The following is a 19,880-nucleotide window of genomic DNA, read 5'->3' as shown; positions in this document are numbered from 1 at the left end:
ATTTAGTCCTCACTCGGCTTGATTACAGTGCAACCGGCGCTTTTTCCAGTTCCCTGACCTTCCTGGGCGAGCCGCATCACGAGTAACACCGAAAATTCAGAGTGGGCACAGTCAATGTGGGAGCGGGCTTGCTCGCGAAGGCGGTGTGTCAGTCGCTATCTTCATTAACTGACCCACCGTCTTCGCGAGCAAGCCCGCTCCCACATTCAGTCCTCACTCGTCTTGATTACAGCGCGACCGGCGCTCTTTCACACAGGGTATTGAGCGCCGCCGCCCACTGCGGGTCATCGTTCAGGCACGGCACCAACACCAACTCCTCGCCCCCCGCCTCGCGGAATTGCTCCAGGCCGCGATCACCAATTTCCTCCAGTGTCTCGATGCAGTCCGCAACAAACGCCGGGCACATCACCAGCAGCTTCTTCACGCCCTGTTGAGCCAACGCTTCAAGGCGTGCCTCGGTGTACGGTTCGATCCACTTGGCCCGGCCCAGCCGCGACTGGAACGCCACCGACCATTTGCCATCCGGCAAGCCAAGGCGCTCGGCAAAATCCTGCGCAACGCTGAAACACTGTGCGCGATAGCACGTGGCAAGCACCTCGGGAGAGGCGTTCTGGCAGCAGTTGGCGTCCTTGAAGCAGTGTTGCCCCGTAGGGTCGAGCTTTTTCAGGTGGCGCTCGGGCAACCCATGAAAGCTCAGCAGGAGGTGATCGAAATCCTCTTCCACATAGGCTCTGGCGCTGTTGGCCAAGGCGTCCAGGTACTCCGGTTCATCGTAGAACGGCTGCAGAATCGAAAACTCGATCGCCAGCTTTTTGTGCCGTACCACGCGCCGGGCCTCTTCGATTACCGTGGTCACGGTGCTGTCGGCAAACTGCGGGTACAACGGCGCCAGGGTCACTTTCTGGATGCCTTGGGACGCCAGCCGGGTCAGTACGCTTTCAATCGACGGCTCGCCATAGCGCATGGCCAACTCCACCGGCCCCTGGGTCCACTGTGCAGTCATCTGTTGTTGCAAGCGACGGCTAAGAACTACCAGCGGCGAGCCTTCGTCCCACCAGATCGAGGCGTAAGCATGGGCCGATTGCTCCGGGCGCTTGATCAGGATCAGCGACACCAGCAAACGCCGAACCGGCCATGGCAGGTCAATGACGTAAGGGTCCATCAGGAACTGATTGAGGTAGCTGCGCACATCCGCCACCGAAGTGGACGCCGGTGAACCCAGGTTGACCAGTAACAACGCGTGATCCGTCATGCAACATCCTATCTCTAGAGGCGGCTGGACAAGTCGTCCAGGGCCGCATGCAACTCAGTGAACTGGAAAGTGAAACCGGCCGCCAACAGCCGCTGCGGCAAAGCCCGCTGGCCACCCAGCAACAAACCGGACAACTCGCCCAGGCCGATACGCAAGGCAAACGCCGGCATGGGCATGAACGCCGGGCGGTGCAGCACCTTGCCCAGGGTCTTGGCGAACTCCAGGTTGCGTACCGGGTGTGGCGCGCAGGCATTATAAGGACCGCTGGCATCGGTCTTGTGCAGAAGAAAATCAATCAGGGCGATTTGATCCTTTATATGGACCCATGGCATCCACTGCCGACCATTGCCGATAGGCCCGCCCAGCGCCAGTTTGAACGGCAGCAACAGCCGCGACAAAAAGCCGCCCTCCGCCGCCAGCACCAGCCCGGTACGCACCAGTACCACGCGGATGCCCAATGCCTCGGCACGCTGGGCGGTTTCTTCCCAGGCAATGGATAACTGGCTGCCGAAATCGTCCTGCACCGGGCCGCTGTCTTCGGTCAGCTCGCGCTCACCGCCGTCGCCGTACCAGCCCACCGCGGAACCGGAGATCAACACCGCCGGTTTGTGCTCAAGGCCCTCAAGCCAGGCCAGCAGCGTTTCGGTGAGGCCGATACGGCTGCTCCACAACAGCGCCTTGCGTTTATGCGTCCAGGGCCGGTCGGCAATCGGCGCGCCGGCCAGGTTGACCACCGCGTCCACCGCCTCGTTTATGTCCTGCAGGCGGGCGACGCCACGCACCTGGGCGCCGCACAATTTAGCCACTTGTTCGGGATGGCGGCTCCAGACCGTGAGGCGATGGCCCTGGGCAAGCCAGTATTGGCAAAGTTGACGGCCGATCAAACCGGTACCGCCGGTCAGCAAAATGTGCATGAGTTGTTCCTCGTGTAACGTTCGCCGACCACCGTTAGTCTATTTTATAAACAGGGATGTTTTAATCGGGCGCAACGCTGGTTAAACCTTCAGGTTTAACCATAGGTCACGCCAAACGATCAGGTACGCCAAAACTTATACCAAAAAACAATATTGTACAGCTATTGGTGTCGGCGTAGTCTGTACCCAACGGTAAAACGAGGCCTCCCATGACTGTTCCCATCGCGATCATTGGCACCGGCATCGCCGGTCTCTCCGCCGCCCGAGCGTTGAAAGACGCGGGGCACGTTGTACAACTCTTCGATAAAAGCCGCGGCAGTGGCGGTCGCATGTCCAGCAAGCGCAGCGATGCGGGCTCGCTGGACATGGGCGCACAGTACTTCACCGCCCGCGACCGGCGCTTCGTCAACGAGGTGCAACGCTGGCAGGTCAATGGTTGCGCCGAGCAATGGAAGCCACAGCTGTACAACTTCAAGTCCGGCCAACTGACGCCCTCCCCCGATGAACAGATCCGCTGGGTCGGCACGCCGCGCATGAGTGCGATCACCCGCGCCCTGCTCGATGACTTGCCGGTGCAGTTCGGTTGCCGCATCACCGAAGTGTTCCAGGGTAAACATCACTGGAACCTGCTGGACGCCGACGGCGAAAGCCACGGCCCGTTCAGCCACGTGATCATCGCCACCCCAGCGCCCCAGGCCACTGCCTTGCTGGCCGCTGCGCCCAAGCTGGCGAGTGTCGCCGCCGGGGTCAAGATGGACCCGACCTGGGCCATTGCCCTGGCCTTCGACAAGCCGCTGGATACGCCCATGGAAGGCTGCTTCGTCCAGGACAGCCCGCTGGACTGGCTGGCGCGCAACCGCAGCAAACCGGGGCGCGACACCACCCTCGACACCTGGGTTTTGCACGCCACCAGCACCTGGAGCAAGCAACACCTGGACCTGTCCAAGGAAGCCGTGATCGAACACCTGCACGGCGCCTTCGCCGAGCTGCTGCACAGCGCCATGCCGGCGCCATCCTTCACCCTCGCCCACCGCTGGCTGTACGCGCGGCCGTCCACCAGCCATGAATTTGGCGTGCTGGCCGACGCCGACCTGGGCCTGTATGTATGTGGCGACTGGTGCCTGTCAGGCCGCGTGGAAGGCGCGTGGCTCAGCGGCCAGGAGGCGGCGCGGCGGTTGATCGAGCACCTGCGATGAACCGCATCAATCCCGCCAAGTTGCTGCTGTCGAAGTGGACAGCAGCCCGTCCGCAGCACAAGGAAAAACATTTTCTGGTGACCAAACTGCTGCGTGATGACGAAGGCGATGTGCAGGAAATCGAGCTGGAAGCCGTGATGAGCCATCGCGTGCAGCGCCTGGCCTGGCAAACCCTGCAGAACGCCGAAGACTGGAAAATCGGCTGGAAATAGCCATTCCGCAAATACCTGTACAAATTATTTGACTTGTACAGCTTCAAACCTATGATGAGATTAAGTTGTACAGAAATTTAACTCTGTACAGGAATTTCATCGAGGTTTGGCCATGTCCAGCACCCTGCCCGCCACCGGCAAACCGAAAATCGCCATCAGCGCCTGCCTGTTGGGCGAGAACGTGCGCTTCAACGGCGGGCATAAACAATCCCAGCTGTGTAGCCAGACCCTGGCCGATTATTTCGACTTCGTGCCGCTGTGCCCTGAAGTCGCCATTGGCCTGGGCATCCCCCGCGAACCGATTCGCCTGGTGGGCGACCCGCTCAATCCACAGGCCGTTGGCACCGTAAACCGCGAACTTAACGTGACCCAGCCGCTGGACGATTACGGCCAGCAAATGGCTGCTGAACACACCGACCTCTGCGGTTACATCTTCATGCAGAAATCCCCGTCCTGCGGCCTGGAACGGGTCAAGGTCTATCAGGACAACGGCATGCCCATCGACGGCGGCGGGCGCGGCATCTACGCCCAGGCGTTTTGTGCACGCCACCCCAATCTGCCGGTGGAAGAAGACGGTCGGCTGAATGACCCGGTGCTGCGGGAAAACTTCCTGACCCGGGTGTTCGTCTACGCCACCTGGCAGCAACTGCTCGCCGAAGGCCTGACCCGTCACCGCCTGCTGGAATTTCACTCGCGCTACAAATACCTGCTGATGGCCCACAGCCCGGTGCATTACAAAAGCCTCGGCAACCTGCTGGGCAGCATGCCCAGGGACGTCGACCTCGACGCCTTGGCCGCCGGTTACTTCAGCGAACTGATGAGCGCCCTGACCCAGTGCGCCACACGCGGCACCCACACCAACGTGCTGCAACACATCAGCGGCTACCTCAAGCAAGCCATCAGCGCCGAAGACAAACAGGAAATGCAGACCATCATCAGCCAATACCGCCAGGGCATCGTGCCGCTGGTGGTACCGCTGACGCTGCTCAAGCACCACTTTCGCCAGCATCCGGACCGCTATATCGCGCAGCAGGCCTACCTGCAACCGCACCCGGAAAACCTCAGCCTGCGTAATGCGATTTAACCTATGACTTTTCCCCTGCAAGAACCTGGCGAAGACATCGCCGAGGCCATCGAACAAGGCTGGCTGCCGATCCGCGAAGTGGCGCGCCAGACCGGCGTCAACGCCGTGACCTTGCGCGCCTGGGAGCGGCGCTACGGGCTGATCGTGCCCCAGCGCACGCCCAAGGGGCACCGCCTGTTCAGTGACGAGCACGTGCAACGCATCCATACCATCCTGACCTGGCTCAACCGCGGTGTGCCGGTCAGCCAGGTCAAGAGCCTGATCGACACCGCGCAAGCCACCAGCGAGCCGCCGGTGGAAAACGAATGGCACAACCGCCGCCAGCACCTGGTGCAGGCCATCAGCGAACTGGCCGAGCGCCGGGTGGATGATGCCTTCAACCAGGCCATGGCGCTGTACCCGCCGCGCACCTTGTGCGAGCAACTGTTATTGCCGTTGCTCAAGGAGCTCGAACTGCGCTGGCAAGGCCAGTTCGGCGCGCAGATGGAACGGGTGTTTTTCTATTCCTGGCTGCGCAGCAAATTCGGTGCGCGGATGTATCACAACAACCGCCAGCTCAACGGCGCCCCCCTGCTGCTGATCAATCATTCCGACCTGCCGCTGGAGCCGCACCTGTGGCTCACCGCCTGGCTCGCCAGCAGCGCCGATTGCCCGGTGGAAGTTTTCGACTGGCCATTGCCGGTGGGCGAACTGGCCCTGGCCGTCGAGCATCTGCAACCCCGCGCGGTACTGCTGTATTCGAGCAAGGCACTCCATACCTCGGTGCTGGGCAAACTGTTGAGCGGCTTCAGTTGCCCAAAACTGATAACCGGACCAACGGTATGCATCCACCAGGCGGAGCTGTCCGTATTAACCCAAGAGATTCCTGAATTGCTCCTGGCCGAAGACCCGTTGTCGGCCCATCAGGTACTGATCCAGCGTGGACTTATTTAAATGCACTTGATCTGGCTGCGCACCGACCTGCGCCTACATGACAACACCGCCCTCGCCGCCGCACAGCGTGGCCCGACAGCGGCCGTCTACCTGATCAGCCCCGGGCAATGGCTGGCCCACGATGACGCGCCGTGCAAGGTCGATTTCTGGCTGCGCAACCTGCAGCGCTTGAGCTCGGCACTGGGCGAGTTGAACATTCCGTTATTGATCCGCCATGCCGACACTTGGGATCAAGCACCTGAAGTTTTGGCAGGCCTGTGCCAGGAACTGTCGGTGGAGTCGGTACACGTCAATGACGAATACGGCATCCACGAAGAGCGCCGCGACGCCGCCGTGGCCAAGGCCCTCGAAGCTCAAGGCATCACGTTCCACACCTATCTGGACCAGTTGTTTTTCCAGCCCGGCAGCGTGCTGACCAAGACCGGCACCTACTTCCAGGTGTTCAGCCAGTTCCGCAAGGTCTGCTACAGCCGCCTGCATGGCGCCTTGCCGCGTTTGGTCGCCACGCCCAAGGCGCAGGCGCCGCTCAAACTCAAAAGCGACGAGGTTCCGGGTCACGTCGAGGGCTTCGCTACCCCGAGCGAAGCCTTGCGCGCCCTGTGGCCTGCCGGCGAAGCCGAAGCCCGGCGCCGTCTCGACCAGTTCGCCGACGCACAAATCAGCTACTACAAGGACGAACGCGACTTCCCGGCCAAGCCCGGTACCAGCCAGCTTTCGGCCTACCTTGCAGCGGGCGTGGTTTCACCGCGCCAGTGCCTGCATGCCGCGCTGCAAAGCAACCAGGGTGAATTCGAAAGCGGCGACATCGGCGCGATTACCTGGATCAACGAGCTGCTGTGGCGCGAGTTCTACAAACATATTCTGGTGGGCTACCCACGGGTCTCGCGCCACCGCGCATTCCGCCCGGAGACCGAAGCTGTGGCCTGGCGCAACAGCCCGGAAGACTTGAAAGCGTGGCAGGAAGCACGCACCGGCCTGCCAATCATCGACGCCGCCATGCGCCAGCTGCTGGAAACCGGCTGGATGCACAATCGCCTGCGCATGGTGGTGGCGATGTTCCTGACCAAAAACCTGCTGATCGACTGGCGCGAAGGCGAGCGCTTTTTCATGCGTCACCTGATCGACGGCGACCTGGCAGCCAACAACGGTGGCTGGCAGTGGAGCTCGTCCACCGGCACCGACTCGGCCCCGTACTTCCGGATTTTCAGCCCCTTGAGCCAATCGGAAAAATTCGACGGCGAAGGTGTGTTTATCAAGCACTGGCTGCCGCAACTGGCGGCGCTGAACAAAAAGGAAGTGCACAACCCCGACGCCGTGGGCGGCCTGTTTGGTGTGGCCGACTATCCTCGTCCTATCGTCGATTTGAAAAAATCCCGCGAGCGCGCCCTCGCCGCTTTCCGCAGCCTGCCTTCACGCCAGGCGGTCGGAGGTGCTTATGAGTGATTTCCTGCGCCGCTTCGCCCAGGTGTTCGCCAGTGTGGACAAGCACAACCTGCACCTGCTCGATGGCCTGTACAGCCAGGACATCAGTTTCACCGACCCATTGCACGAGGTGCACGGGCTGCCGGCGTTGCACCGCTACTTCGCCGAGCTGTACGACAACGTTACCCAGTTGCGCTTTGACTTCCATGGCTTTGATCACGTGGCGGAAGGCGAAGGCTACCTGCGCTGGACAATGAGCTTCTGCCACCCGCGCCTGGCCAAGGGCGAAGTGATTCGTGTGGAAGGCTGCTCGCACCTGCTGTGGCGCGACAAGGTGTATCGCCACCGGGATTATTTTGACGCTGGACAGTTGCTGTATGAACACGTGCCGGTCCTTGGCGGTGTGGTCAGCTGGCTGAAAAGGAGAATGGGATGAGCCTTAACCTTCCACGTCGTTACTGGTTGACCGGTGCCAGCAGTGGCATCGGGGCCGAACTGGCCAAGACGCTGCTCGAAAGCGGTGCCCATGTGGCCCTCAGTTCCCGCTCCAAGGCGCCCCTGGAACAGCTTGCCCAGCAATACCCCGGGCAAGTGCTGGTGGTGGCCGGCGACCTGACCAACAGCCAGACCGTACGCGAGATCGGTGAACACATCGCGGTGGCCTGGGGTTCGCTGGATACGGTGATCCTGAATGCCGGCACCTGCGAATACGTGGATGCCAGGCAATTCGACGCCTCGATCATCGAGCACGTGGTGCGCACCAACCTGCTGGCCAGCAGTTACTGCATCGAGGCCGCGCTGCCGCTGTTGCGTGCCGGTCATACACCGCACCTGGTCGGTGTGGCCAGTGCGGTGACCTACCTGCCGATGCCCAGGGCGGAAGCCTATGGTGCGTCGAAGGCCGGCCTGCGTTACCTGTTCGAGTCCCTGCGTATCGACCTGTCACCTGAAGGGATCGACGTCACCGTGGTCAGCCCGGGGTTTGTCGACACGCCGCTGACCGCCCGCAATGATTTCCCGATGCCCCTGAGCTGGCCGGCGGACAAGGCCGCGCGACATATCTTCGCCAAGCTGCAAAACCGCCCATTGGAAATTGCCTTCCCTGCCCTGTTTATTGCCGCCTTGTGGCCACTGTCGAAACTGCCGAACCGCGTCCAGTTGATCATTGGCAAACGCATGCTGCGCAGCCCGCCGCCGAGAAAGGACGACCTGTGAAGATCGCCATTATCGGCAGCGGCATTGCCGGGCTGACCAGCGCCTACCTGCTCGGTCGCCGCCACGACATCACCCTGTTCGAAGCGGGCGACCGCATCGGCGGCCACACTCACACGGTGAATGTCACAGTGGAAGGCAAAAGCCATGCGGTGGACACCGGCTTTATCGTGTTCAACGACTGGACCTATCCCAACTTCATCAAGCTGCTGGGGCAAATTGGCGTGACGTACAAACCCACCGAGATGAGCTTTTCGGTGTGCGACCCGAACGCCGGGTTCGAGTACAACGGCAACAACCTCAACAGCCTGTTTGCCCAGCGCCGGAATATTCTGTCGCCGGGGTTCTGGGGCATGTTGCGCGATATCCTGCGCTTCAACCGCCAGGCGCCCCTGGACCTGCAAGAGCAACGCATCAGCGCCGAGATGACCCTGGGCGAGTACCTGCAAGCGGGCGGCTACGGCCAGCGATTTATCCAGCACTACATCGTGCCGATGGGCGCGGCGATCTGGTCGATGTCCCTGGCTGACATGCTCGGGTTTCCCCTGCAATTTTTCGTGCGGTTCTTCAAGAACCATGGCTTGTTGTCGGTGAGCAACCGGCCGCAGTGGTGCGTGATCGAAGGCGGTTCCAGCCGCTATATCGAACCGCTGACCCAGTCCTTCCGCGAAAATATCCGCCTCAATTGCCCGGTCACCCGGGTTGAGCGTTCAGCCATCGGCGCAGTTATCCACAGCGCCGCCGGCAGCGAGGCATTCGACAAGGTGGTGTTCGCCTGCCACAGCGACCAGGCCCTGGCGTTGCTGGGGGATGCGAGCCTGGCCGAGCAACAGATCCTCGGTGCCCTGCCCTACGCCGACAATGACGTCGTCCTGCACACCGATACCCGTCTGCTGCCCGAGCGCAAACTGGCCTGGGCCAGCTGGAATTACCGCCTGGATGGCCGCGCGCAAAAACAGGCGGCGGTGACCTACGACATGAACATCCTGCAAGGCATCGACAGCACCACCACCTTTTGCGTGAGCCTCAATCAAACGGCGCTGATCAACCCGCTCAAAGTCCTCGCCCGCTACACCTACGCCCACCCGCAATACAGCCTGGCCGCCGTGGCCGCCCAAGCGCGCTGGGAAGAATTGCACGGCACGCAGCACACCTATTACTGCGGCGCCTACTGGGCCAACGGCTTTCACGAAGACGGTGTGGTCAGCGCGTTGCGCGTGGCCAAAGCGTTTGGGGAAGCGCTGTGAACAGCGCACTGTATAGCGGCTGGATTGCCCATCGGCGATTTACGCCCAAGGGCCACGCCTTCCGTTATCGGATTGGCCTGCTGTACCTGGACCTCAGCGAACAGGACGAAGTGTTCGGCTTGTCGCCATTGGCGGGCGAGCGCTGGGCGCCGTTCGCGTTTCGCCAGCAGGATTACCTGCGTGAATTTACCCGTCACGGCATGAGCTTGACCGATGCCGTACGCCAAGAAGTCGGCAAGGCCCTGGGGCGCATCCCCTCGGGCGTTATCTGCCTGCTGACCCAGGCCCGCAGTTGGGGCCTGGCCTTTAACCCGGTGAGTTTCTTCTACTGCTTCGAGGCCGACGGAACGCTGGCCGCGATCCTTTGTGAAGTGACCAACACCCCGTGGCGCGAGCGCTATCACTACGTGCTACCGGCCCAGGCGCTGCCTGCCGGTGAGCATCAGCACTTCGCCGTGGCCAAGGCGTTTCATGTGTCGCCGTTCTTGCCCCGGGACCTGGAATACCGCATGAGCTTCAGCCCGCCCGCCGCCAGGCTCGGCGTGCACATGGCCGACTGGCAGGGCGAACTGAAAGTCTTCGACGCCACCTTGAGCCTGCAACGCGAAGCCCTGAACCGCGCCAGCCTGCACCGCTACCTGTGGCGCTTCCCGTGGATGACCGCCAAGACCTGCCTGGCCATTTATTGGCAGGCCTTGCGCCTCTTGCTTAAACGCACGCCGATTTTTTCCCATCACGCCGCCGAAGGCGCTTCTCGCACCGCAGTCGGTTACACCAAGGATCGCCGCCATGAAATCCCCTAGCTTATCGGTCAAATCCAACCGCTTGAACGTCAACGGCATGACCGCCGCGCTGCTGCGCAAAGCCGTGCTGCGCCAGCTCGGCCAACTGCGCCACGGCCAGTTGGTGGTGATCGAGGACGGCGAACGGCAAGTCTTCGGCGCACGGGAAGCGCACCTGCTGGGGGAGATCCAGATCCTCGATTCAGCCGTGTGGGGGCTGGTGGCGGCCAACGGCTCCATCGGCGCCGGCGAGGCATTTATCCATGGTTACTGGAGCAGCCCGGACCTGACCGCCGTGGTACGGGTGATGGTCAGCAACCTCGACGTGCTGGATGCGCTGGAAGGTGGCCTGGCCAAACTGGCGCGGCCCTTCACCCAGGGCCTGCACTGGCTCAACCGCAATACGCGCAAGGGCTCGCAGAAAAACATCGCCGCCCACTACGACCTGGGCAACGACCTGTTCGAGGAATTCCTCGACCCGACCATGATGTATTCGGCCGCGCAGTTCCTCACCGCCGATGACACACTGGAACAGGCACAACTGAACAAGCTGGAACGCATCTGCCAGAAGCTCGCGCTGAAACCGTCCGACCACCTGCTGGAAATCGGCACCGGCTGGGGCAGCATGGCGATTTATGCCGCGCAGCAGTACGGCTGTAAGGTCACCACCACGACCCTGTCCAAAGAGCAGTTTGCCTACACTGAAAAACGCATCGAGGCCCTGGGTTTGCAGAATCAGGTGACGTTGCTGCTGGAGGACTACCGCGACCTGACCGGGCAGTACGACAAGCTGGTGTCGATCGAGATGATCGAAGCCGTGGGCCACCGCTTCCTGCCGACCTATTTCAAACAGTGCGCGCAGTTGCTCAAGAGCAACGGCCTGATGTTGCTGCAAGCCATCACCATTCGCGAGCAGCGCTACGAACAAGCCAAGAGCAGCGTGGATTTTATCCAGCGCTATATCTTCCCCGGCGGCGCCCTGCCCTGTGTACAGAAGATGCTGGAGGTCGTCAGCCGCGACACTGACATGAACCTGCTGCACATGGAGGACTTCGGCCTGCACTACGCGCGAACCCTGCGCCTGTGGCATGAGAACTTTCGCCGCGCCCACAGCCGCCTGACGGAAATGGGCTACGACGAATACTTCCTGCGGCTGTGGGAGTTTTACCTGTGCTACTGCGAAGGCGGCTTTATGGAGCGCACCATCGGCACCGCGCAGATGCTGCTGGCCAAGCCGGCGGCGCTGACCCAGCCACTGCTCGGGCGCTTTGATGCTTAAACCACTGGCAAATGCCGTGCTGTTCCAGTGCGGCTGGTTTGCCTGTGTGCTGGGCGGCGACAGTCTGTGGCTGTTGGTGGGGTTGGCGGTGCTGGTAATCCATCTGCTGTGGATAAGTTCGTGGTCAGCGGAAGGCCAGGTGATTCTTGCCGTCACCTTGTTGGGCACCGTGATCGACACCGTGCTACGTGCATTCGGCGTGTTTCATTTCAGCCTGCCCGGGCCGTTGGCGCCATTGTGGCTGATCCTGTTGTGGGCATTGCTGGCGACCACGCTGCGCCATTGCCTGGCCTGGAGCGCGCAGCCCTGGTGGCGTGCGAGCTTGTTGGGGGCGGTGGGCGGGCCGTTGTCCTATTACGCGGGCAGCCAACTGGCGGGGGTGAGTTTCGGCTATGGCACCGTGCCGACCGTCATCGGCCTGGCGTTACTCTGGGGGATGATTTTTCCGTTGTTGCATTGGGTTGCCAGGCAGTTGGCACATTGACGTCCGTCAGGCCTTTCACACACCTATGAGCCGCTTGCCTTACACTGCGCGCCTATGACCAACATCCCCCATACCCAAATCGCCGAACCTGCCGTCACCTGCTCCACCTGCGCCGCGTGCTGCTGCCAGCTGGAAGTCATGCTGATCACCGACACCGGCGTGCCCGATCGCTTTATCGATACCGACGATTGGGGCGGCGAAGTCATGCTGCGCCTGGATGACGGCTGGTGCGCGGCGCTGGACCGCGACACGATGATGTGCACGATTTACGAGAAGCGGCCGCTGATCTGCCGGGAATTCGAGATGGGCGCGCCGGAGTGCATCGATGAGCGCCAGGGGATTGCGACGGTGTATCGCTGATTTCGGAACCAATGAGTAGCAAATGTGGGAGCGGGCTTGCTCGCGAAAGCGGTGTGTCAGTCAACTGATTCGTGGCTGATATACCGCTTTCGCGAGCAAGCCCGCTCCCACAATGGTTTTGCAGTGTGCTTAAAAAACTACAACGGCAGCGTGTAGTGCAGCGAATAACTCTCTACACCATCGTTATTGCTGCTGATCCCGGCATTGGAGTAATGGGTGGCCCGAATCCCCACTTCACTGCCACCGACAAAGCGCAAGCCAAAGCCCAGCCGGTCTTCAAACTGGAAAGCCTGGCCGATATTGTTGTCTTCTACCCGCGTGCGGGAGAACACGGCCACACCCACGCCGGCCTCGATGTACGGCTTCACCCTCTCCCCGGCAAACTCATACACAAACACGGGTGAGAACGACAGGCTGCTGACGCTGGCCCGCTTGTCACCGTCCCAGTAGGTGTAGGCGCCGCTCCAGTACCCGGTCACGCGCCCCGTATCGGTCTGCCACCAGCTTTTATCCCAGTCCGAGGTCAGCCCCAACCGATAGGTCATGGTCGAATCGCTCGTACTTCCCACCCCAAGTTCCAGGCCTGCCGCCTGTGCGGAAAAAGAGTGCCCCAACATTGCGGCCGCAATCGCAGCCAAACAGAACAAGCGCTTCATAGAGAAACATCCCTTCCGAACGAAGTTGTATGATTTTGTACCGGCTAACTTGCTATAGAAGCTGCCGTATAGCCAGAAGTTCAGCGGATAAAGGCGTTATTTCACGTTTTTTTCACACGCCAAAACTACTCACAACTCCGGGAGATTTCCATAGGGTCGGTAGGATATTTCTTAGATGCTGCGGATCGCCGCTGGTCCAGAACTGTACAGGCGGCGGATTGCCAGTGGCCAGCAGTTCGCGATCACTCAAAAGACGCTGCAATTGACGCGCTACTGCCGCCCCGGTGTCGATCAAAATGATCGTCGGCGGGAGCATCTCGGCGAGCAGGGGCTTGAGGAACGGGTAGTGGGTGCAGCCAAGGATGATGGTGTCGCAACCGGCCGCAATCAGCGGCTCCACGTAGCCTTGCAACAGCAGGCGCAGGGCCGGGCTGTCCAGGTCGCCGGTTTCGATCAGCTCCACCAGGCCCGGGCAGGGTTGGGTGATTACCCGCACATCGGTGGCGAAGCGGTCGAGCAAGGCGGCGAACTTGGCGCTTTGCAGGGTGCCGGTGGTCGCCAGCACGCCGACGACGCCACTGCGGGTCGCGGCAGCCGCGGGTTTGACTGCCGGTTCCATGCCCACCAATGGCCAGTCGGGATAGTCCTGGCGCAAATCGGCAACCGCCGCAACGGTCGCCGTGTTGCAGGCAATCACAAACGCTTTGGCGCCCTTCTCACGGAAGAACGCCGCCACCTGTCGCGAACGATCGAGGATGAACGCCGGGGTTTTCTCGCCGTAGGGGATATTCCCGCCATCCGCCACGTACAGCAGCGACTCATGGGGCAGCAGACGCTGGATTTCGTCCAGCACCGACAGGCCGCCGACACCGGAGTCGAACACACCAATCGGCGCATCCTTAACCATGGTGGCTACCGCAGACGATGCAACCGGGGTCACGCTTGACCCGCAGCTCGCGAAAACGCGTGGTCAGGGCGTCGATCAACAAAAGCCGCCCCACCAACGGCTCGCCGAAACCGGCCAGTAACTTCAAGGCTTCCAGGGCCTGCAGGCTGCCGACCAGGCCCACCAACGGGCCGATGACGCCGGCTTCGCTGCAGGTCAGTTCGGCGTCGCTGCCGTGCCCGTATAAACAGTGGTAGCAGGGGCTTTCGGCGCGACGAGGGTCGAACACCGACAGCTGGCCTTCGAGGCGAATCGCCGCACCGCTCACCAAAGGCTTGCCGGCAGCGACACACGCAGCGTTGACCGCTTCGCGGGTGGAGAAGTTGTCGCTGCAATCCAGTACCACATCGACCACCGCAACGGCGGCCGCGAGGGAATCCTCATCCAGCGCGCTGCGATGGGCAACCAGCTGTATTTCAGGATTGATCGCGCTCAGGCGGCGAATCGCCGAGTCGACCTTGCTCAGGCCGACGCTGTCGGTGTCGTGAATGATCTGGCGTTGCAGGTTGGTCAGGTCGACAGTGTCGAAATCCGCCAAATGCAGCTCACCCACACCCGCCGCCGCCAGGTACAGCGCCACTGGCGAACCGAGGCCACCCAGGCCGACGATCAGCGCGCGGCTGTTTTTCAGGCGCAACTGGCCTTCGATGTCGACATGCTGCAACAGAATCTGCCGGCTATAGCGCAACAGCTCCTGGTCGTTCATCACGGGCGGCGTCCCAACGTGATGCGTTCGTGGCCGCCCAGGTCGATGCGGCTGTGGACTTCTTCAAAGCCTTCCCCCAGCAGCAGGTCGCGCACGGCGGGCGCCTGGTCGTAACCGTGTTCCAGCAGCAACCAACCCGCGGCGTCGAGGTGCGCAGGCGCCTGGGCGATGATCAGCCGCAGGTCGTCCAGGCCGTCATGCCCGGATACCAGCGCGCTGGCCGGTTCAAAGCGCACGTCACCGGCCACCAGGTGCGGGTCGGTGTCGGCTATATAAGGTGGGTTGCTGATGATCAGGTTGTAAGTGTGGCCTTCGAGGGCACTGAACCAATGGCTGTTCAGCACCGTGGCGTTGTTCAGGTGCAGGCGCTGGCGGTTGCGTTCGGCCAGGGCCACGGCTTCCAGCACGCGGTCGACCGCCGTGACTTGCCAGGCCGGGCGTTCGCTGGCCAGGGCCAGGGCAATCGCGCCGCTGCCGGTGCCCAGGTCCAGGACCTTGGCCGGTGTGGCAGGCAGCAATTCCAGGGCGGCTTCCACCAGCATCTCGGTTTCCGGACGCGGGATCAGCGTGTGCGGTGCCACTTCCAGGTCGAGCTTCCAGAAGCCTTGCTGGCCGAGGATGTAGGCCACGGGCTCGCCGGCACGACGGCGTTGCAGGTAGTCGGCAAAGGTCAGCGCGTGTTCACTGCTGACGATTTTTTCCGGCCAGGTGTGCAGGTAGCTGCGGGACTTGCCCAAGGCGGCGGCCAGCAACAATTCCACGTCCAGGCGCGCAGTCGGCGAGTCCGGCAGGTCGGCGGCGCGTAACAAACTGGCAATAATGGTCATTTATTCACCTATCGCCGCAAGCTGGTCGGCCTGGTATTCGGCCAACAACGGCTCGATTACCGCATCGACGCCACCGGCGAGGATTTCGTCCAGGGAGTACAGCGTCAGGTTGACGCGGTGGTCGGTGACCCGGCCCTGGGCAAAGTTGTAGGTACGAATGCGCTCGGAACGGTCGCCCGAGCCCACCAGCAGCTTACGCTCGCTGGCAATCGCATTGGCGGCGGCGCTGGTCTGCTGGTCATTCAGCTTGGCCGACAGCCAGGACATGGCCCGCGCACGGTTCTTGTGCTGGGAACGTTCTTCCTGGCACTCCACCACGATGCCCGAAGGCAAGTGAGTGATACGGATCGCCGAGTCAGTCTTGTTGACGTGCTGGCCACCGGCGCCCGATGAGCGGTAGGTGTCGACCCGCAGGTCTGCGGGATTGATCTCGATGGCTTCCTGCTCGTCGGGCTCGGGCAACACGGCCACGGTGCACGCCGAGGTGTGGATACGGCCCTGGGATTCCGTGGCCGGCACCCGCTGCACGCGGTGCACGCCGGATTCGAACTTCAGTTTGCCGTAGACATTCTCGCCCTCAACCCGGGCGATGACTTCTTTATAGCCGCCGTGTTCGCCTTCGTTCTCGGACAAAATCTCCACACGCCAGCCGCGACGCTCGGCATAGCGCGAATACATGCGGAACAGGTCGCCGGAGAAAATCGCCGCTTCGTCACCGCCGGTGCCGGCGCGGATTTCAAGGAATACGTTGCGCCCGTCGTTCGGGTCCTTGGGCAACAGCATGCGTTGCAGGTCGCCTTCCAGTTCGATCAGCTTGTCCTTGGCCTCTCGCACTTCTTCAACGGCCATTTCGCGCATGTCCGGGTCGCTGTCCTTGAGCAGCGCCTGGGCGCCCTCGAGGTCAGCCTGAACCTTGAGCAACTGTTTATAGGTGCCCACGATCGGCTCAACTTCCGCGTACTCCTTGGAATAGGTGCGGAACTTGGTCTGATCGGAGATGACCTCGCCATCGCCGAGCAAGGCGGTCAGTTCTTCGAAACGGTCCTGAAGGACGTCCAGTTTATTGAGCAGTGACGCTTTCATTGCGGTTTTTTATCCGAAGAGCTTTCTGTCGCGCCCTCACCGAGGGCAAAGAGTTCCTGGGCCATGGCCAGCGCATCGAGGCGGCCTTCGGCGGTAAGCTTTTTCAACTGGACACTGGGAGCATGCAGCAATTTGTTGGTCAGGCCGCGCGCCAACTGCATCAGCACGTCTTCGGCGCTGCTGCCGTTGGCGAGCATACGCTGGGCCTTGATCAATTCCTCGTCCCGCAGGCGTTCGCCTTGCTGACGGTAGGCCTTGAGCACGTCCACTGCCGCCAGTTCACGCAGGCGCACCATGAAATCGTCGGCACCGGTGCTGACCATTTCCTCGGCAGCCTGGGCAGCGCCCTGGCGACTCTTCAGGTTTTCGGCGACCACTTCGTGCAGGTCGTCGACGCTGTAGAGGTAAACGTCGTCCAACTCGCCGACTTCAGGCTCGATATCCCGGGGAACGGCGATATCCACCATGAAGATCGGCTTGTGCTTGCGCAGTTTCAGGGCGCTTTCCACCGCGCCCTTGCCGAGGATCGGCAACTGGCTGGCAGTAGAGCTGATGACGATGTCGCTGCGCACCAGCTCGGCCGGGATGTCGGAAAGCAACACCGCGTGGGCACCGAACTGCTCGGCTAGGATGCTGGCGCGTTCCAGGGTACGGTTGGCGACGACGATGCGCTTTACGCCCAGCTCGTGCAGGTGGCGGGCGACCAGGGTGATGGTCTCGCCGGCGCCGATCAGCAGGGCCTGGCTGCGCTGCAAGTCACTGAAAATCTGTTTGGCCAGGCTGACGGCGGCAAACGCCACGGACACCGGGTTTTCACCGATGGCGGTGTCGGTGCGCACCTGCTTGGCGGAGTTGAAGGTGGCCTGGAACAGGCGCCCCAGCAGCGGGCCGATGGTGCCGGCCTCGCGGGCCACGGCGTAGGCGGACTTCATCTGGCCGAGAATCTGCGGTTCGCCCAACACCAGCGAATCCAGCCCGGAGGCGACGCGCATCATGTGACGAACTGCCGCATCCTCTTCGTGCACATATGAGCTTTGGCGCAGCTCATCGAGGCTCAAATGGTGGTAATCGGCCAGCCAGCGCAGCACCACATCCGCTGAAAGATGTTCCTGCTCTATATAGAGCTCGCTGCGATTACAGGTCGAAAGGATCGCAGCTTCGCGACTGTCGGTGAGCCGGCAGAGCTGCTGCAAGGCCTCAACCAACTGCTCGGGAGTAAAAGCCACGCGCTCGCGGACGTCTACAGAAGCAGTCTTGTGGTTAATACCGAGTGCAAGGAAGGCCATTCAATATCGCTGATGATGTCGGGAAGCCGACAATTGTCCTACTTCGAATGATTCAGAACAACCACCGTAGGCTATTGTCCTAGTAGCTTACGCCTATAAAGGCCATCTGTAGGAGCGAGCTTGCTCGCGATGGTCGTTAACGATAACGCTGGCTTACGGGATAAAACGCGTTGTCCTCTGGTTCTTCGCGAGCAAGCTCGCTCCTACACGGTTATGTTTGGCCGAAGGCTTGTGTCATGATGATCCGACCGCAGGTTAGTCGTCCTCTTCCTATATGAATAGATCTTCCGCGTTGCTCCTTGCTTTTGTCTTTCTCAGCGGCTGCCAGGCCATGGCACCCGTGTCGCCGGACGGTACGCCGCCGGTAGAAGACAGCACCCCCGCCCCTGAAAAGCCCAAGGTTTATTCCTCGTTCAGTGAAGAGACGATCTTCAGCCTGCTGAGCGCGGAGCTGGCCGGCCAGCGCAATCGTTTCGACATTGCCCTGGATAACTACGTGACCCAGGCCATCAATACTCAGGATCCGGGGATTTCGGAGCGGGCGTTTCGCATCGCCGAGTACCTGGGCGCCGATCAGGCGGCCCTGGACTCCTCGCTGATCTGGGCGAAAAACGCCCCGGACGATCTCGAGGCACAACGGGCAGCGGCCATTCAACTGGCCCGCGCCGGACGCTATGACGACTCCATGGTGTATATGGAGAAGGTCCTGCAGGGCAAGGGCGACACGCATTTTGACTTCCTCGCGCTGTCGGCCGCCGACACCGATCAGGACACCCGCAACGGCCTGATGAAGAGTTTCGACCGCCTGCTGCAAAAACACCCGAACAACAGCCAGCTGATTTTCGGCAAGGCGCTGTTGTTGCAACAGGATGATGAGCCCGAGGCTGCGCTGAAGCTGCTGGAGCAACACCCGCCGGAAGAGGGCGAGATCGCGCCGATCCTGCTGCGTGCCCGCCTGCTGCAAAACCTCAACCGCGGCAAGGAAGCGATTCCGCTGCTGGAAAAAAGCATCAAGAAGTACCCGGGCGACAAACGCCTGCTGCTGACCTATGCCCGCATGCTGGTTGAACAGGACCGCATGGAAGACGCCAAGGTGCAGTTCGCCAACCTCGTGCAGCAATACCCGGACGATGACGAATTGCGCTACTCCCTGGCGCTGGTGTGCCTGGAAGCCAAGGCCTGGGATGAGGCCAAGGGTTACCTGGAAGACCTGATCGCCCGCGAGAGCCACGTGGATTCGGCGCACCTGAACCTGGGCCGCATCGCTGAAGAGCGTAACGACCCGCAGGCTGCATTGCTTGAATACGCCCAGGTCGGCGCCGGCAACGACTATCTGCCGGCGCAACTGCGCCAGGCCGATATCCTGATGAACAACGGCCGTACCGACGAGGCGGAAAAACGCCTGGCTGCCGCACGGGATGCCGAACCGGACTACGCGATCCAGCTGTACCTGATCCAGGCCGAGACCCTGTCGGCCAACAAGCAGGGCGATCGCGCCTGGAAAATCCTCCAGCAAGCCTTGCTGCAATATCCGGACGACTTGAACCTGCTGTACACCCGCGCCATGCAGGCGGAAAAACGCAATGACCTGGCGCAGATGGAAAAAGACCTGCGCCTGATCATCAAGCGCGACCCGGACAATGCCATGGCACTGAACGCCCTGGGTTACACCTTGTCCGACCGTACAACGCGCTACGCCGAAGCCAAGGAGCTGATTGAAAAAGCTCACCAGCTCAACCCGGAAGACCCGGCCGTACTCGACAGCCTCGGCTGGGTGAATTACCGCCTGGGCAACCTGGACGAAGCCGAACGCTTGTTGCGCCAGGCGCTGGAGCGCTTCCCCGACCAGGAAGTCGCCGCACACTTGGGCGAAGTACTCTGGGCCAATGGCAAGCAGCGTGAAGCGCGACAAATCTGGGAGAAGTTCCTCAAGGAACAGCCCGAAAGCCCAATCCTGCGCAGCACCATCAAGCGCCTGACCGGATCCGAGACCCTTTAA

General features: G+C 61.6%; 21 protein-coding genes. 13 read left to right on the top strand and 8 right to left on the bottom strand.

Annotation, left to right across the window (positions count from 1 at the left end; all coding sequences use genetic code 11):
• Window positions 1-226: 226 nt before the first annotated feature.
• Together hemH and HX817_RS00350 are read right to left on the bottom strand one after the other, a co-directional pair.
• Window positions 227-1,252 (bottom strand): ferrochelatase, encoded by a 1,026-nt coding sequence (hemH, locus tag HX817_RS00355; protein WP_177039596.1) that lies wholly within the window; start codon window positions 1,250-1,252, stop codon window positions 227-229.
• Window positions 1,253-1,266: 14 nt separating this feature from the next.
• A complete protein-coding gene (locus HX817_RS00350) occupies window positions 1,267-2,166 on the bottom strand; it encodes a TIGR01777 family oxidoreductase (protein ID WP_003208436.1) in 900 nt (299 codons plus the stop codon).
• Between the two features lie 209 nt (window positions 2,167-2,375).
• Here HX817_RS00350 and HX817_RS00345 point away from each other — a divergent pair, with 209 nt between their 5' ends.
• From HX817_RS00345 to HX817_RS00290, 12 genes are all read left to right on the top strand, one after another.
• Window positions 2,376-3,362: an NAD(P)/FAD-dependent oxidoreductase gene (locus tag HX817_RS00345; protein ID WP_177039595.1), complete on the top strand. Its 987-nt coding sequence runs from the start codon at window positions 2,376-2,378 to the stop codon at window positions 3,360-3,362.
• The gene (locus HX817_RS00340) at window positions 3,359-3,574 is read left to right on the top strand and encodes a TIGR02450 family Trp-rich protein (RefSeq protein WP_003208432.1); all 216 of its coding nucleotides are present in this window, start codon (window positions 3,359-3,361) and stop codon (window positions 3,572-3,574) included. The genes HX817_RS00345 and HX817_RS00340 overlap by 4 nt, the downstream gene beginning before the upstream one ends.
• Window positions 3,575-3,686: 112 nt before the next feature.
• On the top strand, window positions 3,687-4,658 hold the full coding sequence (locus HX817_RS00335; protein WP_003208430.1) for a DUF523 and DUF1722 domain-containing protein: 972 nt from the start codon (window positions 3,687-3,689) through the stop codon (window positions 4,656-4,658).
• A 3-nt stretch (window positions 4,659-4,661) separates the two neighbouring features.
• Window positions 4,662-5,591 carry a MerR family transcriptional regulator gene (locus tag HX817_RS00330; RefSeq protein ID WP_177039594.1) on the top strand — a complete coding sequence of 310 codons (930 nt, stop codon included), beginning with the start codon at window positions 4,662-4,664 and terminating at the stop codon, window positions 5,589-5,591.
• A complete protein-coding gene (gene phrB / locus HX817_RS00325) occupies window positions 5,592-7,034 on the top strand; it encodes a deoxyribodipyrimidine photo-lyase (RefSeq protein ID WP_177039593.1) in 1,443 nt (480 codons plus the stop codon). It begins immediately after the preceding gene.
• Entirely contained in the window at window positions 7,027-7,449 is a 423-nt protein-coding gene (locus tag HX817_RS00320; RefSeq protein ID WP_177039592.1) for a nuclear transport factor 2 family protein, read from the top strand. Before phrB ends, HX817_RS00320 begins: the two co-directional genes overlap by 8 nt.
• On the top strand, window positions 7,446-8,228 hold the full coding sequence (locus tag HX817_RS00315) for an SDR family oxidoreductase (protein ID WP_008432280.1): 783 nt from the start codon (window positions 7,446-7,448) through the stop codon (window positions 8,226-8,228). The genes HX817_RS00320 and HX817_RS00315 overlap by 4 nt, the downstream gene beginning before the upstream one ends.
• On the top strand, window positions 8,225-9,472 hold the full coding sequence (locus HX817_RS00310; protein ID WP_177039591.1) for an FAD-dependent oxidoreductase: 1,248 nt from the start codon (window positions 8,225-8,227) through the stop codon (window positions 9,470-9,472). Before HX817_RS00315 ends, HX817_RS00310 begins: the two co-directional genes overlap by 4 nt.
• Window positions 9,469-10,275 (top strand): DUF1365 domain-containing protein, encoded by an 807-nt coding sequence (locus HX817_RS00305; protein ID WP_003208422.1) that lies wholly within the window; start codon window positions 9,469-9,471, stop codon window positions 10,273-10,275. The genes HX817_RS00310 and HX817_RS00305 overlap by 4 nt, the downstream gene beginning before the upstream one ends.
• The gene (locus HX817_RS00300; RefSeq protein ID WP_087693767.1) at window positions 10,262-11,533 is read left to right on the top strand and encodes a cyclopropane-fatty-acyl-phospholipid synthase family protein; all 1,272 of its coding nucleotides are present in this window, start codon (window positions 10,262-10,264) and stop codon (window positions 11,531-11,533) included. The genes HX817_RS00305 and HX817_RS00300 overlap by 14 nt, the downstream gene beginning before the upstream one ends.
• Window positions 11,526-12,017 (top strand): DUF2878 domain-containing protein, encoded by a 492-nt coding sequence (locus tag HX817_RS00295; RefSeq protein ID WP_063033123.1) that lies wholly within the window; start codon window positions 11,526-11,528, stop codon window positions 12,015-12,017. Before HX817_RS00300 ends, HX817_RS00295 begins: the two co-directional genes overlap by 8 nt.
• Window positions 12,018-12,071: 54 nt before the next feature.
• The gene (locus HX817_RS00290; protein ID WP_003208416.1) at window positions 12,072-12,377 is read left to right on the top strand and encodes a YkgJ family cysteine cluster protein; all 306 of its coding nucleotides are present in this window, start codon (window positions 12,072-12,074) and stop codon (window positions 12,375-12,377) included.
• 137 nt (window positions 12,378-12,514) lie between these two features.
• Here HX817_RS00290 and HX817_RS00285 read toward each other — a convergent pair whose 3' ends face one another.
• The 6 genes from HX817_RS00285 to hemA form a co-directional block, all read right to left on the bottom strand.
• On the bottom strand, window positions 12,515-13,033 hold the full coding sequence (locus HX817_RS00285) for an acyloxyacyl hydrolase (RefSeq protein WP_003208415.1): 519 nt from the start codon (window positions 13,031-13,033) through the stop codon (window positions 12,515-12,517).
• 112 nt (window positions 13,034-13,145) lie between these two features.
• Window positions 13,146-13,940, bottom strand: a complete 795-nt coding sequence (murI, locus tag HX817_RS00280) for a glutamate racemase (RefSeq protein WP_008432270.1) — start codon at window positions 13,938-13,940, stop codon at window positions 13,146-13,148.
• Window positions 13,933-14,688 carry a molybdopterin-synthase adenylyltransferase MoeB gene (locus HX817_RS00275; RefSeq protein WP_177039590.1) on the bottom strand — a complete coding sequence of 252 codons (756 nt, stop codon included), beginning with the start codon at window positions 14,686-14,688 and terminating at the stop codon, window positions 13,933-13,935. The genes murI and HX817_RS00275 overlap by 8 nt, the downstream gene beginning before the upstream one ends.
• Window positions 14,685-15,512, bottom strand: coding sequence for a peptide chain release factor N(5)-glutamine methyltransferase (gene prmC / locus HX817_RS00270; RefSeq protein ID WP_003208408.1), 828 nt, complete (start codon window positions 15,510-15,512; stop codon window positions 14,685-14,687). The genes HX817_RS00275 and prmC overlap by 4 nt, the downstream gene beginning before the upstream one ends.
• Window positions 15,513-16,595: a peptide chain release factor 1 gene (gene prfA, locus HX817_RS00265; RefSeq protein WP_003208405.1), complete on the bottom strand. Its 1,083-nt coding sequence runs from the start codon at window positions 16,593-16,595 to the stop codon at window positions 15,513-15,515. It abuts the gene before it with no gap.
• A complete protein-coding gene (gene hemA / locus HX817_RS00260; RefSeq protein ID WP_008432265.1) occupies window positions 16,592-17,881 on the bottom strand; it encodes a glutamyl-tRNA reductase in 1,290 nt (429 codons plus the stop codon). Before hemA ends, prfA begins: the two co-directional genes overlap by 4 nt.
• A 274-nt stretch (window positions 17,882-18,155) precedes the next feature.
• Here hemA and HX817_RS00255 point away from each other — a divergent pair, with 274 nt between their 5' ends.
• Window positions 18,156-19,880 carry a tetratricopeptide repeat protein gene (locus HX817_RS00255; RefSeq protein ID WP_008432263.1) on the top strand — a complete coding sequence of 575 codons (1,725 nt, stop codon included), beginning with the start codon at window positions 18,156-18,158 and terminating at the stop codon, window positions 19,878-19,880.

Source organism: Pseudomonas sp. C6002 (assembly GCF_013385805.1).
Classification (GTDB): Bacteria; Pseudomonadota; Gammaproteobacteria; order Pseudomonadales; family Pseudomonadaceae; genus Aquipseudomonas.
The sequence above is the reverse complement of the archived record's forward strand: the minus strand, read 5'-3'. Positions and strand labels throughout refer to the sequence as shown.

Bases quoted from the DNA above. Each gene is read 5' to 3' on its own strand.
- hemH (WP_177039596.1), bottom strand. From the start codon at position 1,252: ATGACGGATCACGCGTTGTTACTGGTCAACCTGGGTTCACCGGCGTCC.
- HX817_RS00350 (WP_003208436.1), bottom strand. From the start codon at position 2,166: ATGCACATTTTGCTGACCGGCGGTACCGGTTTGATCGGCCGTCAACTT.
- HX817_RS00345 (WP_177039595.1), top strand. From the start codon at position 2,376: ATGACTGTTCCCATCGCGATCATTGGCACCGGCATCGCCGGTCTCTCC.
- HX817_RS00340 (WP_003208432.1), top strand. From the start codon at position 3,359: ATGAACCGCATCAATCCCGCCAAGTTGCTGCTGTCGAAGTGGACAGCA.
- HX817_RS00335 (WP_003208430.1), top strand. From the start codon at position 3,687: ATGTCCAGCACCCTGCCCGCCACCGGCAAACCGAAAATCGCCATCAGC.
- HX817_RS00330 (WP_177039594.1), top strand. From the start codon at position 4,662: ATGACTTTTCCCCTGCAAGAACCTGGCGAAGACATCGCCGAGGCCATC.
- phrB (WP_177039593.1), top strand. From the start codon at position 5,592: ATGCACTTGATCTGGCTGCGCACCGACCTGCGCCTACATGACAACACC.
- HX817_RS00320 (WP_177039592.1), top strand. From the start codon at position 7,027: ATGAGTGATTTCCTGCGCCGCTTCGCCCAGGTGTTCGCCAGTGTGGAC.
- HX817_RS00315 (WP_008432280.1), top strand. From the start codon at position 7,446: ATGAGCCTTAACCTTCCACGTCGTTACTGGTTGACCGGTGCCAGCAGT.
- HX817_RS00300 (WP_087693767.1), top strand. From the start codon at position 10,262: ATGAAATCCCCTAGCTTATCGGTCAAATCCAACCGCTTGAACGTCAAC.
- HX817_RS00295 (WP_063033123.1), top strand. From the start codon at position 11,526: ATGCTTAAACCACTGGCAAATGCCGTGCTGTTCCAGTGCGGCTGGTTT.
- HX817_RS00290 (WP_003208416.1), top strand. From the start codon at position 12,072: ATGACCAACATCCCCCATACCCAAATCGCCGAACCTGCCGTCACCTGC.
- HX817_RS00285 (WP_003208415.1), bottom strand. From the start codon at position 13,033: ATGAAGCGCTTGTTCTGTTTGGCTGCGATTGCGGCCGCAATGTTGGGG.
- murI (WP_008432270.1), bottom strand. From the start codon at position 13,940: ATGGTTAAGGATGCGCCGATTGGTGTGTTCGACTCCGGTGTCGGCGGC.
- prmC (WP_003208408.1), bottom strand. From the start codon at position 15,512: ATGACCATTATTGCCAGTTTGTTACGCGCCGCCGACCTGCCGGACTCG.
- prfA (WP_003208405.1), bottom strand. From the start codon at position 16,595: ATGAAAGCGTCACTGCTCAATAAACTGGACGTCCTTCAGGACCGTTTC.
- hemA (WP_008432265.1), bottom strand. From the start codon at position 17,881: ATGGCCTTCCTTGCACTCGGTATTAACCACAAGACTGCTTCTGTAGAC.
- HX817_RS00255 (WP_008432263.1), top strand. From the start codon at position 18,156: ATGAATAGATCTTCCGCGTTGCTCCTTGCTTTTGTCTTTCTCAGCGGC.